General features: G+C 38.1%; 20 protein-coding genes. 4 read left to right on the top strand and 16 right to left on the bottom strand.

Going from position 1 to position 16,696, the window contains the following annotated elements; translation table 11 throughout:
* Positions 1-111 precede the first annotated feature (111 nt).
* Positions 112-876: a VOC family protein gene (locus A33S_RS0108965; RefSeq protein WP_017176757.1), complete on the bottom strand. Its 765-nt coding sequence runs from the start codon at positions 874-876 to the stop codon at positions 112-114.
* A 170-nt stretch (positions 877-1,046) separates the two neighbouring features.
* Between A33S_RS0108965 and A33S_RS0108970 the strand changes: the two genes are divergently transcribed.
* Complete coding sequence (locus A33S_RS0108970; RefSeq protein ID WP_009382814.1) at positions 1,047-1,475, top strand: MarR family winged helix-turn-helix transcriptional regulator; 429 nt, start codon at positions 1,047-1,049, stop codon at positions 1,473-1,475.
* Positions 1,476-2,660, top strand: coding sequence for an MFS transporter (locus A33S_RS0108975; RefSeq protein WP_009382816.1), 1,185 nt, complete (start codon positions 1,476-1,478; stop codon positions 2,658-2,660).
* Positions 2,661-2,879: 219 nt separating this feature from the next.
* On the opposite strand, the gene A33S_RS0108980 is transcribed toward A33S_RS0108975, so the two are convergent.
* From A33S_RS0108980 to A33S_RS0109010, 7 genes are all read right to left on the bottom strand, one after another.
* Entirely contained in the window at positions 2,880-3,224 is a 345-nt protein-coding gene (locus A33S_RS0108980) for a transcriptional regulator, SarA/Rot family (RefSeq protein WP_009382818.1), read from the bottom strand.
* Positions 3,225-3,372: 148 nt separating this feature from the next.
* The gene (gene moaA / locus A33S_RS0108985) at positions 3,373-4,398 is read right to left on the bottom strand and encodes a GTP 3',8-cyclase MoaA (RefSeq protein WP_009382820.1); all 1,026 of its coding nucleotides are present in this window, start codon (positions 4,396-4,398) and stop codon (positions 3,373-3,375) included.
* Positions 4,399-4,413: 15 nt separating this feature from the next.
* Complete coding sequence (gene mobA / locus A33S_RS0108990; protein ID WP_009382821.1) at positions 4,414-5,016, bottom strand: molybdenum cofactor guanylyltransferase MobA; 603 nt, start codon at positions 5,014-5,016, stop codon at positions 4,414-4,416.
* A gap of 8 nt (positions 5,017-5,024) precedes the next feature.
* Positions 5,025-5,258, bottom strand: coding sequence for a molybdopterin converting factor subunit 1 (gene moaD / locus A33S_RS0108995; RefSeq protein ID WP_009382822.1), 234 nt, complete (start codon positions 5,256-5,258; stop codon positions 5,025-5,027).
* 2 nt (positions 5,259-5,260) lie between these two features.
* Complete coding sequence (locus A33S_RS0109000) at positions 5,261-5,710, bottom strand: molybdenum cofactor biosynthesis protein MoaE (RefSeq protein ID WP_009382823.1); 450 nt, start codon at positions 5,708-5,710, stop codon at positions 5,261-5,263.
* 5 nt (positions 5,711-5,715) lie between these two features.
* The gene (mobB, locus tag A33S_RS0109005) at positions 5,716-6,177 is read right to left on the bottom strand and encodes a molybdopterin-guanine dinucleotide biosynthesis protein B (protein ID WP_009382824.1); all 462 of its coding nucleotides are present in this window, start codon (positions 6,175-6,177) and stop codon (positions 5,716-5,718) included.
* Positions 6,174-7,433, bottom strand: a complete 1,260-nt coding sequence (locus A33S_RS0109010; RefSeq protein WP_009382825.1) for a molybdopterin molybdotransferase MoeA — start codon at positions 7,431-7,433, stop codon at positions 6,174-6,176. Before A33S_RS0109010 ends, mobB begins: the two co-directional genes overlap by 4 nt.
* A 62-nt stretch (positions 7,434-7,495) precedes the next feature.
* Between A33S_RS0109010 and moaC the strand changes: the two genes are divergently transcribed.
* The gene (moaC, locus tag A33S_RS0109015; RefSeq protein ID WP_009382826.1) at positions 7,496-7,972 is read left to right on the top strand and encodes a cyclic pyranopterin monophosphate synthase MoaC; all 477 of its coding nucleotides are present in this window, start codon (positions 7,496-7,498) and stop codon (positions 7,970-7,972) included.
* On the opposite strand, the gene A33S_RS0109020 is transcribed toward moaC, so the two are convergent.
* On the bottom strand, positions 7,973-8,473 hold the full coding sequence (locus A33S_RS0109020) for a MogA/MoaB family molybdenum cofactor biosynthesis protein (protein WP_009382827.1): 501 nt from the start codon (positions 8,471-8,473) through the stop codon (positions 7,973-7,975).
* 10 nt (positions 8,474-8,483) lie between these two features.
* Complete coding sequence (locus A33S_RS0109025) at positions 8,484-9,488, bottom strand: ThiF family adenylyltransferase (protein ID WP_009382828.1); 1,005 nt, start codon at positions 9,486-9,488, stop codon at positions 8,484-8,486.
* Positions 9,489-9,706: 218 nt separating this feature from the next.
* Here A33S_RS0109025 and cudC point away from each other — a divergent pair, with 218 nt between their 5' ends.
* Positions 9,707-10,264 (top strand): choline uptake/conversion transcriptional regulator CudC, encoded by a 558-nt coding sequence (gene cudC / locus A33S_RS0109030; RefSeq protein ID WP_009382830.1) that lies wholly within the window; start codon positions 9,707-9,709, stop codon positions 10,262-10,264.
* A gap of 534 nt (positions 10,265-10,798) precedes the next feature.
* Here cudC and A33S_RS0109035 read toward each other — a convergent pair.
* From A33S_RS0109035 to A33S_RS0109060, 6 genes are read right to left on the bottom strand one after another with little or no spacing between them, the layout of a single operon-like run.
* Positions 10,799-11,404: an ATP-binding cassette domain-containing protein gene (locus A33S_RS0109035; RefSeq protein WP_017176758.1), complete on the bottom strand. Its 606-nt coding sequence runs from the start codon at positions 11,402-11,404 to the stop codon at positions 10,799-10,801.
* Positions 11,405-12,076: a molybdate ABC transporter permease subunit gene (gene modB / locus A33S_RS0109040; protein WP_009382832.1), complete on the bottom strand. Its 672-nt coding sequence runs from the start codon at positions 12,074-12,076 to the stop codon at positions 11,405-11,407.
* Between the two features lie 11 nt (positions 12,077-12,087).
* Positions 12,088-12,846, bottom strand: a complete 759-nt coding sequence (gene modA, locus A33S_RS0109045) for a molybdate ABC transporter substrate-binding protein (RefSeq protein WP_017176759.1) — start codon at positions 12,844-12,846, stop codon at positions 12,088-12,090.
* Positions 12,847-12,900: 54 nt separating this feature from the next.
* Positions 12,901-14,397: a UDP-glucose--hexose-1-phosphate uridylyltransferase gene (gene galT, locus A33S_RS0109050; RefSeq protein ID WP_009382834.1), complete on the bottom strand. Its 1,497-nt coding sequence runs from the start codon at positions 14,395-14,397 to the stop codon at positions 12,901-12,903.
* Between the two features lie 18 nt (positions 14,398-14,415).
* The gene (galE, locus tag A33S_RS0109055; protein ID WP_009382835.1) at positions 14,416-15,408 is read right to left on the bottom strand and encodes a UDP-glucose 4-epimerase GalE; all 993 of its coding nucleotides are present in this window, start codon (positions 15,406-15,408) and stop codon (positions 14,416-14,418) included.
* 15 nt (positions 15,409-15,423) lie between these two features.
* Positions 15,424-16,602, bottom strand: a complete 1,179-nt coding sequence (locus tag A33S_RS0109060; RefSeq protein ID WP_009382837.1) for a galactokinase — start codon at positions 16,600-16,602, stop codon at positions 15,424-15,426.
* Positions 16,603-16,696 lie beyond the last annotated feature (94 nt).

The following is a 16,696-nucleotide window of genomic DNA, read 5'->3' on the forward strand; positions in this document are numbered from 1 at the left end:
AATTTTTAAAGTATATTTAAATCAGCTTTCCTCTTATATTCTAACAACATTTTATTTATTTTCGTAACGATTAACATTATAACATTTATTTAGTCTTAAAATGATTAAAAATTAAGAATTGTAAGGCTCAAATCGGTAATTTCCAGCTCGAACACGAATGAGAAATGGTGCTTCTATATTTTTATCTTTTAAGACAACGGTTGTGATCTTATGAACCTTTGCGTCGGTGATCTCAAATTGGATGCCATCTGCCGTTTCCAATACCGACACATCATCATTCTCGCTGATAAAGGTCATCTTGAACCATTTTTGCCAATTCTTAACAATTTTATCCCGCTCTGGCGATTCTATTTTAATCGCACTTATTGATAGATGTTCTTGAAACTTATCTTCTAAGAGTGCTTGGCGCTCAGACTCAGGCTGATCCCATTGAATAAAGAACGGCAACTTAGAATTAAAGTTTTTATCATTTATGTAAAGCAGTTTCCACGTAATCTTTTGCCCTTTGTTACTTACACGAGACATCTCTAAAGGCCCTGTAACAATTAAACCTTCAGCTAACATTTCTTCCTTTAACTGCTCTATATCATCCGTTCTAAAACAGAGTCGTTTAAACCCTTGAGAGAATGACTCATGAACAAGTGTTGCTGCAAATGAGTGCTTTTGTTCTTCCGTCTTAGAAACTTCTTTTAATTTCTTCATATTATATACATCTAAATACTCTATATATCTCAAGTCGATATGTGACAACACATTATAAGTACCTAGATTTTGGTGCTTACCACCTTTTGTTAAAGCTAAAATATCACCTGGGTAATTAAAATTGTCTAGGTTCTCAATGTGATGAATCACATGATCAAACTGTATGTGTGACATAAAGGCGCCCCCTTTTTAATACCTCAATCATATCAAAAAGTGTTTTGTAACCCCAACAGATGATGTGCTCAACTTAAAAATTATTTTCAAGGTTGCTTCTCGTGCTCAAGAGGTTTAAAATACGATAAGTAATAGTTAGTAAAGCTAACTAATTTCTCTGGAGGTAAATGATGGATTACACACAAGTATTTGATAATTTCACACGTCTTTATAGACCCTATATTAAATATGTCACACCAATTCTAGAGCATTATGACCTACACACAGGACAGTGGTTAGTCCTTAAAGATATTGGTCAGCACGACCAAACGACGCTTGTCGACATTTCAAAACGTCGCTTCATTGAAAAGCCCACTACGCGTAAAATTTTAAAGGCATTAATTGAAAAAGATTATGTATGTATGACTCCTGGAGAAGATAAACGTAAGAAGTTGCTTTCACTTACGTCTGAAGGTCAACATGTACATCATGAGGTTAAAAATCAAATTGCGACGGTTCAAGCTGAACTCATCTCAAAATCTAAATGTAAAGACGGTGAATTAGAAACGGTGGTATCTGTTTTAGACAAACTATATCAGGAACTTAAAGGAGGACTCTAAATGACTATTACTTCAAAGAGAGAGACAATTTGGAGTAAAAATTTCATTATAAACTTTGCAATAAACTTTCTCGTTTACTTATGCATGTACCTACTGATAGTAATCGTAGCTAGCTATGCGTCAAACCACTTTAATGCCTCAGACAGTTTAGCTGGATTAGTATCCGGATTATTTATAGTAGGTTCTTTAATCGGACGATTTATAACTGGTCGTTTTGTTAATAGTCTAGGTCCTAAGAAAATTCTTCTCATTGGACTTATTTTATTAACAATAACGCAGTTTTTTTATTTTATAGATCATTCAATATGGATTTTAATGCTAACGCGTATCGTTAATGGTATTGCTACAGGCGTTGCTACAACAGCAACTGGTTCATTGGCTGCATTTATTGCACCTGATTCAAGAAAAAGTGAAAGCATCAGTTTATTTAGTTTAAGCTTAGTTTTAGGTGCAGCTATAGGCCCATTCTTCGGCTTACTGCTATCTCAAATTTATCCAATACAATTTTTATTTATACTCTGTATCATGTTATGTATGATTAGTTTCGTCTTAGCATGCTTTATTCATCACCATTTCGAAACAACACCTTTAACTCAAGCAGATAAACAAATTCGATTGAATCAATTCATAGCAAAAGAAGCGATACCAGTCGCATTCTTAATGATGTTAATAGGCGTTGGTTATGCCGCGATACTATCCTTTTTACAATTCTTTGCAGAAGAACGTGACTTAGTAACCGCTTCACAGTATTTCTTCATGTTCTATGCGCTAACATCATTATTCGCAAGACCTATAGTTGGTCGACTTATGGATCAGAAGAGTGATAACGTTGTTGCTTATCCATCGTTTATCTTCTTTATCATTAGTTTATTTGTTTTATCAATGTCTCACTCTAGCTTCATGCTATTATTAGCAGGTGCACTTGTGGGTATTGGTTATGGTAATTTATCATCCATCTTCCAAGCTGCTGCTGTGAAATCCGTTTCCCCTATGAAAATGGGGCTTGCTACCTCAACCTATTTCATTGGTTTAGATATCGGCATTGGCTTTGGGCCATATGTTCTTGGATTTTTTACGAACCAAACAGGCTATGGCATGATGTATTTTTATCTCGGTATTTTAGCTATTATAACGATGGTACTTTATTACTTCCTACACGGACGTAAAACTGCAAAGCAATCATAAAATAAGAGACCTTAGACATAAGTCGTGAAATAAAGCATTAACGCTTTATTACAAGCAATTCTCAAAACAGCTGACTCCTAGGGGAATAGCATGAGACCGGAGACTACAGGCTCCGGCCATGCCCCAGGAAAGCATGCTGTTTAAGAGAATTGTATTATTATGTCTTAGGTCCCTTTATTATAGTTAAATAGTTTAAAAATTCAGATAATTTAGCGTGAATTAAACAGCAGTTTGCTCAATGTTCATGAACAAGCGGTCCATAGCTTTTTTCTGCTTCGCATTGAAGTAGTAATAAACTTGGCGCTCATCTGTTTCACATCTAATTTTAGATATCAGTTCTTTCTTATAAATCTTTCTGATGAGTACATCAATCTTACTTGTATCCCAAAGCATTTCGAAATGTAACGTGTCACGAAGTGTTTTACCACTAATACGTGTAGATTCATGAATTTTGTAAAGTACAATAAATTCTTCAATCGTAATTTGAAAATTCGCTTTGAGTCCGTGCTTGAGTTGGCTAAGTAGACGTTCTGATTCAATATACTTACTAATTTTGTTACACATAATGTGTACCCTCCTTGTTGATTCTAAGTTGTGTAGAAAAAGTAGTATTTTACTTTTTTTATATTATATAACATTTTTCTCGAAATTTTAATAGAATATTTAAAAAAAATGATATCGTCTCAAAAGAAACAATATCATTTCTAGGGATTTAACCACCAATATAATTCATATTTATTTTTTTACGTTTACGGTTTTTAACCGTTTGCTCTGTACGCTCGTCAGAATAACGATTATCACGCTTAAACCATAACGATTTTATCTCTTCAAGTAAACCTTCATCTGAAATGCCTGCTCTTAGAGGGCTTTTCAAGTCGAAGCCGTCTACTTCGCTAAATAAACAACCGTAGAATTTACCGTCTGAGGAGATGCGTGCTCTTGTACAAGTTGAACAGAATGAATCTGATACGCTTGTAATTAAACCAAACTTAGCACCTGTGTCGTTATGTTGATAGTATTTGGCTACTTCACCAAAGTATTTCGGCGGAACAGGTGTAATATCGAATTCTTGTTCGATCATATTCAGCATCTCGTCTTTAGATACAACTTTACTGAAGTCCCAACCGTTATCGTTACCGACATCCATAAACTCGATAAAACGAATTGTGACATCCGTGTGCTTAAAGTATTCAACCATAGGTAAAATTTGATGGTCGTTGACGCCCTTTTGAACGACAACATTTACTTTAACTTTAAAGCCAATCGAAACGGCATAATCGATTTGATCGAGAATTGTTGAGGCTTTAATGTTACGGTTATTGATTGCTTGGAAAACTTCATCTTCAATCGCATCTAGACTAACATTAATACGACGTAAGCCTGCGTCATAAAGTTTCTGACCATGCTTCTTTAAAAGTAAACCATTCGTCGTTAAGCCAATATCATTGATACCATCTATTTCAGTTAAACCTTTAATCAATTGATCAAGATCTCGACGTAGTAACGGTTCTCCGCCTGTAATACGAATCTTCTCTACACCAACTTTGGCATAAATGCGCGCAATTCGTATCATTTCTTCAAACGTTAACAGTTCATTCTTAGGTAGAAAGACGAAATCATCACCAAAGATTTCCTTTGGCATACAGTAATCACATCTAAAATTACATCGATCCGTAACAGAAATTCTTAAGTCTCTAATCGGGCGACCTAATTTATCTGTAATTTGTTGTGACGCCATTCTATCTACCCCCCTTTAAGTTAAGTGTGCTTTAAGACGCTCTAAGTCCTTTTGGTAATTAATATTCTGATACCATGGTAGCGCACTGTCAATTGAATGAACGCTCAGCCACTCCGTACGCACATCTTTATACACGTTCTTCACACTTAAATCATTTGATAAAAGTGCTTGTTCAATAACTGGTAATACAGTCGGCTTGTAAAACGCCATTGTTGGAATATTACGGCCATCTTCTTGGAACCCTGCGATATCCAGTCGGTCCTCAATGAGATGTTGAACCATAAATTGATATAACTGACTTATCGCTTTTTTTGTGATGAGTGGTGTATCCACTGACACAACGAAGTACAATTCCTCATCTGGATAAGCCTTCATCGCACTATACATACCAGCAAGCGGCCCTTTGTCTTTATGTTGTTCATCATCCACTACAATTGCATCATGTTCAAATTGATCCTTTAGATGTTCATTCGTACTGATGATAATTTCATTAAACATGTTTGTATCTTCAAGCGTATGAATGATGCTCTTATAAAAAGTTTCGCCTTTAATTTCTGCAAAAGCTTTCGGTGCGCCAAAGCGTGATGACTGACCACCTGCTAAAATTATTGCTTTCATATCTTTCTTTAACCTCCACTAACGGGTGGAATTAATGCAACCACATCGTTAGGTTTTATAATGTCAGTTGGTTTAACGAATTCTTCATTAACAGCTATTTGGAATTCTTTACCTTGAATATTCGGATACGTTTTATATAAATACTCTCTTAGGTATGAAACCGTGATTTCATAATCAAAGTGAAATTCATCTTTGCGACGATTTAATACGTCTTTGATTTCAGCAAAATATAAAATTTCCATAATTATTCGCTCCCCTCTTTCGCATCTTGATACGTACCTTTTGTATGGCCTTGCCATTCTTCGCCATCTTCCCAAATTTCCCTTTTCCAAATCGGCACAATTTCTTTGATACGTTCAATCGCATATTCATTAGCTTGATAAGCATCTTTACGATGCGGCGAAGATACGCTAATAAGTACAGCGATATCTGAAATCTGTAATGGGCCAATACGATGTACAATTGCTGTAATGGTACCTGGCCACCTATCGCTGATTTCATCACCAATTTGTTTCAATTTCTTCTCAGCCATCGGAATGTAACCTTCATATTCTAGATATTCCGTCTTAACACCTTTCGTCCATTCTCTCACGTGGCCTGTAAATACGACTACGGCACCTTGGTGTTCGTTCAAAACGAAGTCACGATATGGCTCTGTTTGAATCGGTGCTTCAACAACTTCAAATTGCTTCATTCAATTCATCCCTTCACCCAATCTAATAACCATGCATCATAATCTTTAAAAGATAATTGACTTTCAGTATTTAATTCATATACGACATGACTTAATTGACTAAGATTATAATATGAATCGTTATTATTATAAAGTATAACTTTATCATATGATGCTTTTTTAAAACCTTCTACAATTACTATATCATATGCAATTGTAATTGAATTTGCGATAATTGCCTCTAAATCAGTGTTATCCGTTCTTGTGACAGTTTGTTGAACTTGATGCCCTTGAACGATGCTTTGATCAGCACCTGCTTCAAAATGTTTCATATGATCGACGCCTTGTTCGAGTGAAATATCGTCACCTTCATGACCATGGTGTTTCACCGTAACAACACGATAGCCTTGTGCTTTTAAAAGCTTGACGCTATGTTCAACAAGTGTCGTCTTACCTGAGTTTTTATAGCCAACAATTTGTAGAATCATAATCTAAACGCTTCTTCATAGCTTGTCGAATCGGTTAAGATGACATGAACTTTATTTCCCTGGTGATAACCGCGTGTGCCACCTGGCAATACCATCATGCAGTTACTATGTGCAATCGCTACAACGGCGCCAGATTTATTAAATCCTGAAGGTTTAACGGTAGCCTCATGCTTCGTTAATGTCACATGTGCACGTACGAAACGTGTAAATGGATTAGCTTTCTTAAAGTCTTCCATTAAAGTTGCTTCAACCACTTGAGGATAAACTTCGTTAGCACCCATCATACGGTAAATGCCTGGTTTAACGAATAATTCAAATCCCGTATAGCAAGCTGATGGATTTCCAGATAACCCAAATAAAAGTTTATTGCCTGCTTTAGCGACGGTAGTCACACTACCAGGACGCATTTGAACCTTATTAAATAGTACGTCCGCATCCATTGCTTTATAAATCTTCGGTAAATAGTCAAAGTCACCTACCGAAACGCCACCTGTCGTAATCACGATATCATGAGATGCGTGCGCTTCTTTAACAACCTCTAAACAAGCTTCGAAATGATCTTCCTGAATTTTATAAACTTTAGCTTCGATGTTAAGCTTGTGCGCTAAAGCGTGAATCATAGGTCCGTTAGAATTACGGATCTTACCATCTTCTAATTCATCATCAATGTCTAGCAACTCACTACCCGTAGCGATAATTGCGATGGATGGACGTTTGTAAACTGGTACCGAACGATACCCATATGTCGCAAGTACGCCTATAGCACCCGCATTAATAAACTGCCCTTTCTTTAAGACGATATCGCCCGTTTGTGTTTCTTCACCTTTACGTGAAATATTTTCGTTTTCGTCGAAGGCTTTTCGTAAGGTAAAACCTGTCTCAGTCTCTACAGTTTGTTCTAACATGACAACGGCATCCACGCCATCAGGAATTTTAGCACCCGTCATAATTCGAATCGCTTCAGATTCACCGAGCGACTTAGACGACACGCTTCCTGCTCCGATGTGGTCGATTACTTTAAAAGCCACACGGTTGTCACCACTTGCTTCAAGCGAATCTTTACTACGAATCGCATAACCATCATATGGTGACTTATCAAATCTAGGTATATCGTATGTTGCGACAATATCTTCAGATAGAATATGACCGTAACTATCATAAATGTCGACTTCCGTTTTAGTTAATTCCTCAGTAGATGATACTACACGCTCTACCGCTTCTGTTACAGAAATCGGCATTCTTTTTTCTACTGGCATGGCATTCACTCCAATCAGGTTATTAGGATATGCTATAATGATTCCAAAAAGGAGGGCTTAACGTGTCTGAATTCACACATATAAACCAACAAGGTCATGCTCAAATGGTTGATGTCTCTGAAAAGACCATCACAAAACGTACTGCTGTTGCAGCTTCAAGCATTCGCGTTAATGAAACCATTTATAATCAAATCGTTGATAATACAAATAAAAAAGGTAACGTGCTTAATACCGCTCAAATTTCAGGTATTATGGCCGCTAAAAATACATCTCAGATCATCCCAATGTGTCACCCATTACCTCTAACAGGTATCGATATATCATATGAATGGGATACAGAACAAGATTACGTTCTAAACATCCAAGCTACTGTAAAGACCACAGGTAAAACGGGTGTTGAAATGGAAGCATTAACTGCTGCTTCTGCTACCGCACTTACCATTTATGATATGTGTAAGGCCGTAGATAAAGGGATGGTCATTGGCGAAACCTACCTCTTACAAAAATCTGGCGGTAAGTCAGGCGACTACCAGCGCTAATCATTTATTAAGCTCATGCACAAGATGTTCAAGTTCTTGGAGTATGAGCTTATTTAATGCTAATTTCACTGCACCAGTTGAACCCGGTAATGATAATATAAGCTTATGTCCGACTGTACCTGCTACAGCACGAGACAACAATGCACGTGTACCGACATCTACGGTATAGCTTAAATATCTAAATAGTTCTCCGAAACCTTCTATTTCTTTATCAAAGAAAGGTGTTACAGACTCAATCGTCACATCTCGTTGTGCGATGCCTGTACCACCTGTCGTAATAATCACATCAATGTCCTCATCTAGCCAAGTTTGAATCTGAGCTTGAATCGCTTCTTTCTCATCTTTAACAATATGATAATGTTGTGGTTCAATCGTAACATCTTTCGTGTTCAATAATTCAATGACTGTTTGACCACCCTTATCAGTCTCTTTCGTTCTTGTATCTGAAACTGTCAATACTGCACATTTAACAGGTCTATCTAACTTCACATTTGTATGCATAAACGTCTCCTTAGCCAAATAATTTATGAATCAGTGTCTGTGCGTTGTTCGGATCTGTTAATCCATGAATTAACATACGTCCGTCTTGGAAACAAACGATACGGTATGATTCAAATTTAAAGCGAACTAAATAACCATTCGTGTGATACTGTATCCCTTTATCCTCGAGATAACCCACTAACGTATCCACTGATAATTGAGGATTATGATATTGCACGGTATCACGACCACATAACGTAGCGTAATGGTGTTTCGCTTCTTTAAGATGCGGATAGCTTGGCTCTGTGCCACACGTCGGACATGATGTTTCTTGCATGCGACTAAATCCAATCACTTGATGCGTCATGTCCCATATATCTCCGAACGTTAACTTCGCTTGAAAAGGCACGCCAGCCAGAATCTTCAACGCATCACGCAGTTGAAAACTCGTCGTCATCGTAACTGCTGGCGCAATAACACCAACTGTGTCACACGTTAAACTAATAGCCGGTATATTCGGTAACATACAGTTAAAGCACGGTGTCTCACCTGGTATAAAGGCCGCTTCAACGTACGTACTTTGAACGACACCGCCGTAGATCCAAGGGATACGATGTTTATATGCGAAATCATTAATCATTAGTCGCGTATCAAAATTATCCGTAGCATCTATAATAAGATCAACTTTTTGTAAGTGCTTTTCAAGGAAGCTAGGCGTCGCGTGCTCGATAAAAGCTTCGATTTCAATATCATGTCTAATTTCGGTAAGTTTCTCCTTAGCCGCTACCACTTTAGGTATGCCATTAGATGCTTGTTCTTCTGTAAACAAGGTTTGTCGTTGTAGATTTGAAGTTTCGATATAGTCGCGATCTACCATGACAATACGCTTAACGCCAGATCTCGTAAGACCTTCAGCCACGTGCGTACCAAGTGCACCCATTCCGATAATTGCGACACTTTTAGACATAATACGCGCTTGACCTTCTTGATTGATTGCTTTAAATAAAACTTGTCTTGAGTATCTTGATTGATTCAATTGAAAATACCCTCTCTAACCGTCTTTACTTTCATTATAAGCTTCTTCAGCACACCACTCAATATTTAAATTTCTTTTATGAAAAGCCACATCGATATGTCATCCATGTTTTAATATGTTATAAGAAAAGGAAATGGTTAATATTGTAATTTTTGTTAAATACGTAAGATTTTTACTTAACAAAGTGTTATACTAAACGTGCATAGGAGGTGTTCTAGGTGGCAGAATCAAAAACTAATCAAGACCAATTAAACCACGCTAAAGACATTTTCATTAATTCAATCGGTGAAACAATGGATTTATATGGCATCAACCGTAGTGTTGGGAACCTTTACGGTACAATGTTATTTGAGGATAGTATGACACTTGATGAAATGCGTGAACAACTACAAATGAGTAAACCAAGTATGTCTGCAGGCGTTAAGAAATTACAAGAATTTGAAATCGTTAAGCAACAATTTACACGTGGCAGCCGTAAACAACACTTCGTCGCTGAAAAGGATTTCTTTAACTTTTTTACAAATTTCTTTTCACAAAAATGGGAACGTGAAACTAAGATTAATATGATGGCCATAGAGGAAGCATTAGGTATTTTAGATGACGTGATGTCCGATAAAAATACGGATGACGAGACTTTAAAAGAGGCTAAGCATATTTATGATCAATTAGAGTCGTCGAAAGATTACTTTAATTGGCTCGGCAACCTATCCGACGCGATTAAAACAGGCGAAATATTTAAACATTATCCAATTCCAACAGAACATAAAACGAAATAAACGCACAAAAGCTATGAGCTAGGGTAACGCCCTAAACTCATAGCTTTTTTATATTCCATATTCAACTCAGTTCATAACCTCGTTCACATTAAGCGTAATAATATACGCGTTCTTAGATTAGGCTAATGCTCTTATACTTGAATTTTCTTGAACGGAATCAGACTTAGACCACCATAATTTAGAAAAACGATTCTGGAAGCTAGGATTAAAATTTATATTAAAGTTTATTAATTTCCAAACAGCTGACTCCTAGGGGTGGGGTCCCCGGCATATATTAAAGAACAAAGAAGCTCATGCTTCTTTGTAAGTTCAACCAACGAATTGGAGATTCGGGTTGAGCTTTATGCGTAAGCAAATTAACAAGCTAAGGAAGCCGGGGCTTATGCGTGGTACAAAGTAGCATTGCTACTTTGTAAGTCCAACTAACAAACTGAAGTTTGAGTTGGGCTTTACAGGAAAGCATGCTGTTAAAGGAAATTAATAATAAATATTCCTAATACTAAATTAATTAATTTTAATTACGAATTTCCTCGTTCATTCTATCCGTATAATATGATCCGCAAGTCGCTCCGCTTCATAAGATGAATGCGTCACAAATATAATCGGTATCTGCCAAGAGCGATAAATCTCTTGTATCAATTGAATCCCCTCTTCACGACTTTTATCATCTAAGCTTGAAAAAGGTTCATCGAGTAATAGTAGATTAGGCTTAGTACTTAAAGCACGCGCTAAACTCACGCGTTGCTTTTCGCCGCCTGATAACGTATTCGGATAATTTTTTAAAAGGTGACCGATCTTAAGTTTTTGAATGAGTGTTTCTATGTGATCTGACATCGGCGTCATGAACGTTAAATTTTGTCTCACGGTTAAATGAGGAAAGAGTTGATAATCTTGAAAGAGATAACCGATCCCTCTATCTTGAATTTTCGTCGCATGACCTGTTTTTGAGTCTTCGACCAATTGGTCGTTTATTTTTATAAACGTTGATTCCCCTCGTTTCAGACCAGCGATGATATTTAATATCGTTGTCTTACCGACGCCTGACTTACCTTGAAGGGCATAAATATGTGGTTTATCGTCTTCGATTTCAATAGAGATAGGATGTTGATGAATGTGTTTTAAAATTTTAATTTCAAGCATCTAATTCTCCTCTCGAAAACGATCTTTATTTAAGACATTAAGTGTGCCGACGACAGAAATCGAAAATGCGACGAGTATAAGCACATAGAGCCACGCTTGATTTTCACGTCCTTGTTCCACTAAGAAGTACACTTCAAGGGGTAACGTATTTGTGACACCTGGAAGATATCCCGCTACCATTAACGTAGCACCAAATTCTCCGATAGCACGCGCGAAAGCTAACATGACGCCTGCGATAATCGCTCTTTTTTCAAGCGGCAACATGAGTTTAAAGAATATTTTTGACTCACTCGCGCCCATTGTTCTCGCGGTATTTAACATCTTTTCATCAATGGAACGAAACCCTTGGACTGTTTGTTGGTACATTAAAGGGAAACTCACGATGACAGAAGCTAATACGGCTCCTACGACGCTAAATACGACGGAAATATGAAAGGTGCCTTTTAAAATGGAACCAAGCGGCCCTTGCTCACTAAAAACGATAAGCAAGATGTAACCAAGTACAGTCGGCGGTAATACGAGTGGTAAGATAAGAAAGCTCTCAATAATGCGCGCAAAGACGCCTTTCTTACGATATAACCATCTAGCCACTGCAATGCCTAAAACGAACACGATTAAGGTGCTTATTAGCGCTACCTTTAATGAGATTAGAAAGGGTGTGAAGTCAGTCATGTATTAAACTCCTATACGTTAAAATGATACTTTTTAAATATGCGTTTAGCTTCATCTGATTTAAGAAACGTCAACCACTTTTCTGATGCCGTTTTATCTGACACGATGCCTGCTTGGTATACGATATCTCGTTTAATTGGCAAGTTCTCTAACTTCTTGACGTCTTGAATGGCTTTGCCGTCTTGATATAAATCCGTCTCATAAACAATACCTAACTGCGCGTTACCACGCTTTACATAGTTCAATACTTGGCGGACATCTTTCGCAAATACATAGTTCGATTCGTAACGGTCGTATAGCTGATGCTCCTCTAAATACGACTTCGCATACTTACCAGCAGGAACTGTATTCACTTCACCTATTGCGAATCGGTCGTCTTTATCCAAGTCCGAAATCTGCTTGATATCCGCATCCTTATGCGTAATTAAGGCTAATTCATTTCTGGCATAGTTATACGTCTTCGAAACTTTATCCTTGTCTTTTAAAGCCGTAACGTCTTTCTGATTCGCTGACATAAAGACATCTACTGGCGCTCCAGTTTCAATTTGCTTACGTAATGCGCCTGAACCACCATAATTAAAGTCGACTTTGATGTCTGGGTGTTCTTTATTAAAAGCTGTCTTAAGTTCCTTTGAAACATCACTTAAACTCGCGGCAGCTGAAATTTGAAGTGACGACTGGCTATCTTTACTTTGCGTACAACCTGCTAGAACCACAACCATCATCATGATGATGCCAAGTAGACGTTTCATCACAGCTTCCCCTTTCATTTAACAATCAATCCTATTATACACCTTTTTGAAAAGCAACCTGAAAAAGTCTTCTTATTGATGTAAAACGTGTTGAATGAATGCTTCAAATGCTTTTTCGCCTTTCGTATCACGTTTGAACACACCGCAGTCTTGTAAGACCCGCTTAAACTTTCGGCCGACTTCATCTTTAATAATCTGATCGACATTATCTTCCGAAATGGTATAATGCGTCTTCATCCACGTAGCCCAAGCGCGATGAATATCAAGTACGTCATCAGCTTGGTCTAATAAAAAGGCTTTTACAGCTTGTAACTCATCTTTAAGTCTTCCAGGTAAAATGGCAGTACCCATGACTTCGATTAAGCCGATGTTCTCCTTCTTAATATGTTGCACATCAGGATGCGGATGATACATCCCATCTGGATAGGCTTCAGACGTTTGATTATCGCGTAACACAAGGTCCATTTCATATAAGTCGCCGTTAAATCGCGCAATCGGTGTCACGGTATGGTGGCGCTCTCCTGAATCACTAAAGGCCTTGATTTCAACGCTTTCATCTGAATAATGGTTCCACTTATCTCGAACATTATCACAAGCTTCAATGAGTATCTCTTTATCCTTGGCTGATAAACGGATGACGGACATCGGCCAATCTACTACACTCAGCTTAACCCCAGGGTATTTATCAAATGACGTTTCGTAACGCGTTTTGGCTTTTGCCATAGGGAAGGTATGATGACCTGCTTGATAATGGTTATGCGTTAATATCGAACCTCCAACAATTGGTATATCTGCGTTAGAACCAATTGTATAATGAGGAAATTGCTCTATAAATGACATCAGATTCTGGAACGTACGCTTATTAATTTCCATAGGACGATGCGTTTCAGATAAGACAATACTATGTTCTCTGAAGTAAGCGTATGGTGAATATTGGAAGCCCCAAGTGTCACCGTTTAAATTTAAACGAATAATGCGATGGTTGGAACGGGCTGCTTTTAAATTCGTGCCATAATAGCCTTCGTTCTCAAAGCATAAGGCGCACTTTGGATAGTTCGTTTCAGGTTCATGCTTCATCGATGCGATTTGCTTCGCGTCCTTTTCAGGCTTCGATAAATTGATCGTAATCTCAAGTTCACCGTACTCACTATCTACCGTATATTCGATGTTGCGTTGAATCGTTTCTTCTTGAATATAGTGATTCTCATGGCACAATTGATAGAAATACGATGTTGCCGCTTCTGGTGATTCTTGATAACGTTTGTAGAATTCTTGATTCACTTGTGATGGCGCGGGCGTTAGTAAGTCCATAAGTGCTGCTTCAATTTGAGCACGGTCAGAATGACTATCATCCAGTTGATCACGTTCAATCATATTTTGGATCATGGCTTGAACAAGATGTATCGTTTTATCATGACTTTTAAAGGAAATTGAGATTGAATCAAAGTCATCCGCTTTTAAAATATGTAAGATGCGATTATCTAAATAGTACGCATCCTCTGCAGCATAAGCCCCCTGTTCGATCACACGGTTTCTAAATAACTGCACGATATGTGTTGGTTCCGTCATTATTCATGTCTCCTTTAATTATGCGTCTTCATAACCATTTGGATGGTTTTTGTGCCAGTTCCAGGCCGATTTAATGATAGCGTCTATGTGATCATGCTTCGGCTTAAAGTTAAGGTGCGTCGCCGCCTTCTGACTATTTGCGACAAGCTTACTTGGATCACCTGCACGTCTTTCACCGAGTTCCGCTTTAATAGGCTGACCTGTTACACGTCGACTTGCTTCAATAATTTCCTTCACTGAAAAGCCATGACTCGTACCTAAATTAAAGACATCACTTGGATGACCCGCTTCTAAGTAATGATATGCATTGATATGCGCCTCAATGAGATCTTCAACGTGTAAATAATCTCGAATACAGGTACCATCTTCCGTATCATAATCATCACCAAAGATTGTGATATGTTCGCGCTGATGAAGTGCAACTTGTAACACAATTGGTATCAGGTGCGTTTCAGGATGATGGTCCTCACCAATTGAGCCATCATGTATCGCCCCCGCAACGTTGAAATAACGAAGCGCCACATATTTTATATTGTACGTTGCTTCACACCATGACATGATTTTCTCCATCATCCATTTACTCTCACCATAAGGATTCGTCGGCGCTTTCTGGTCATCTTCTTGAATCGGAATGTGCGCTGGCTCACCGTACACTGCGGCTGTTGATGAGAAGATAAGTTTATCAACACCATGTGCATGCATCACTTCTAATAACGACATTAAACCATAGACATTATTATTGAAATACGCTAAGGGCTTTTCAGTCGATTCCCCTACTAAAGAATAGGCGCAGAAATGAAAGACACATGAGATGCCCTCTTTTGAAAAGACCTGTTCTAAAAACGCGCGATCACGAACGTCTCCTTCATAGAACGTTGCTTTAGGATGAATCGCGTCTTTGTGACCTGTTTCTAAATTGTCTACTACGACAACGTCATAGCCTTCATCAATAAGCATGCGAACGGCATGACTTCCGATATAACCTGCACCTCCGGCAACAAGCATTGCCATTTCAATCACTCCAATTTAAGATATCTCAATTATTTTAGCACCATCTGACACATTCACAACGTAGAACGATGGCGGATAGCCAATTTTATTAGTGTAAACCGTCGTAACCGCTTCCTTAAATGTCTCAATATGATCGTGATGCACAAAAGCGATTGCACAACCTACGAACCCACCGCCAGTCATACGCGCACCGATACACCCTTGTTGTTGCTGGGCGGCTTCAGCTAGCGTATCAAGTTCAATGCCCGTCACTTCGAAATCTGATTTTAAAGACGCGTGTGACGCATTAAGTAGTTGTCCATAGGTTTCATAATCCCCTTGATTTAAGGCTTCGCATACCTGTCGCGTACGGTCATTTTCAAGAACAGCATGTCGCGCACGTCTACGTAATACATCATCTTTAATCATGTGTTGATGCTGTTCGAACGTTGCGACATCTAACTCACATAACGCGTTGATATCGCATTCGGATTGTAATTGCTTGAGCGCTTCCTCACATTCACTGCGACGTTCGTTATATTTAGACGTCTTTAATTCACGACTTTTATTAGTATTCATAATCACGAGTTGATACGGTTCAAAGTGCGTCTTGATTTCGTCGTATTTAAGCGTATGCGTATCAAGTAAGAATGCTGTAGAGGCCTTTCCGAAAGCAATTATAAATTGATCCATGATGCCTGAGTTGACACCGATATACGCATTCTCTACACGCTTCCCTATTTGAACCAAGTCCATAAGCGGCATCTCAATCTGAAACATCTCGATCATCAGTCTGCCTACTAACATTTCTAAAGAGGCTGATGAAGAGAGACTCGCGCCATAAGGTAAATTACCTTCGATTAATAGATCAAAGCCGTGGTCCAGCTGAGGTGCAACCTCTTTTAAATAAAGAAGCATCCCCTTAATATAGTTGGCATAATGATCCGCATCCTTATATGAAAGGTCCTCTAAATCAAATGTAATCACGCCACAATCTTTCATATTATTAGAATAAACACGAACAGTACGGTCCATCCTTGGCGCTGCGACACCATACGTCCCGATATCAATCGCCACCGGAAATACATGGCCACCATTGTAATCAATGTGCTCACCAATCAGATTCACTCTCCCCGGTGAAAAGCCACCTATCCTAGCGTCTCGTTTAAATCGTTGTTCAAATTGTGCTACTAAATCTGTCATTTGAATCGTCATAAAGTTCATCTATCCTTATATCTTTAACTTAAATCAGTTCATATGTTACTTATTATAAGTATAAAGTAGTTAGAACGCTTTAATCAAAACATTT

The sequence above is a fragment of the Staphylococcus massiliensis CCUG 55927 genome (genome assembly GCF_000298075.1).
Lineage (GTDB): Bacteria > Bacillota > Bacilli > Staphylococcales > Staphylococcaceae > Staphylococcus > Staphylococcus massiliensis.

Bases quoted from the DNA above. Each gene is read 5' to 3' on its own strand.
- A33S_RS0109000 (WP_009382823.1), bottom strand. From the start codon at position 5,710: ATGAAGCAATTTGAAGTTGTTGAAGCACCGATTCAAACAGAGCCATAT.
- A33S_RS0109035 (WP_017176758.1), bottom strand. From the start codon at position 11,404: ATGCTTGAAATTAAAATTTTAAAACACATTCATCAACATCCTATCTCT.
- moaD (WP_009382822.1), bottom strand. From the start codon at position 5,258: ATGGAAATTTTATATTTTGCTGAAATCAAAGACGTATTAAATCGTCGC.
- moaA (WP_009382820.1), bottom strand. From the start codon at position 4,398: ATGGCGTCACAACAAATTACAGATAAATTAGGTCGCCCGATTAGAGAC.
- A33S_RS0109010 (WP_009382825.1), bottom strand. From the start codon at position 7,433: ATGCCAGTAGAAAAAAGAATGCCGATTTCTGTAACAGAAGCGGTAGAG.
- galE (WP_009382835.1), bottom strand. From the start codon at position 15,408: ATGGCAATGCTTGTTGCCGGAGGTGCAGGTTATATCGGAAGTCATGCC.
- A33S_RS0109060 (WP_009382837.1), bottom strand. From the start codon at position 16,602: ATGACGATTCAAATGACAGATTTAGTAGCACAATTTGAACAACGATTT.
- mobA (WP_009382821.1), bottom strand. From the start codon at position 5,016: ATGAAAGCAATAATTTTAGCAGGTGGTCAGTCATCACGCTTTGGCGCA.
- mobB (WP_009382824.1), bottom strand. From the start codon at position 6,177: ATGATTCTACAAATTGTTGGCTATAAAAACTCAGGTAAGACGACACTT.
- modA (WP_017176759.1), bottom strand. From the start codon at position 12,846: ATGAAAGGGGAAGCTGTGATGAAACGTCTACTTGGCATCATCATGATG.
- A33S_RS0108965 (WP_017176757.1), bottom strand. From the start codon at position 876: ATGTCACACATACAGTTTGATCATGTGATTCATCACATTGAGAACCTA.
- modB (WP_009382832.1), bottom strand. From the start codon at position 12,076: ATGACTGACTTCACACCCTTTCTAATCTCATTAAAGGTAGCGCTAATA.
- A33S_RS0108975 (WP_009382816.1), top strand. From the start codon at position 1,476: ATGACTATTACTTCAAAGAGAGAGACAATTTGGAGTAAAAATTTCATT.
- A33S_RS0108970 (WP_009382814.1), top strand. From the start codon at position 1,047: ATGGATTACACACAAGTATTTGATAATTTCACACGTCTTTATAGACCC.
- A33S_RS0109020 (WP_009382827.1), bottom strand. From the start codon at position 8,473: ATGCATACAAATGTGAAGTTAGATAGACCTGTTAAATGTGCAGTATTG.
- A33S_RS0108980 (WP_009382818.1), bottom strand. From the start codon at position 3,224: ATGTGTAACAAAATTAGTAAGTATATTGAATCAGAACGTCTACTTAGC.
- galT (WP_009382834.1), bottom strand. From the start codon at position 14,397: ATGACGGAACCAACACATATCGTGCAGTTATTTAGAAACCGTGTGATC.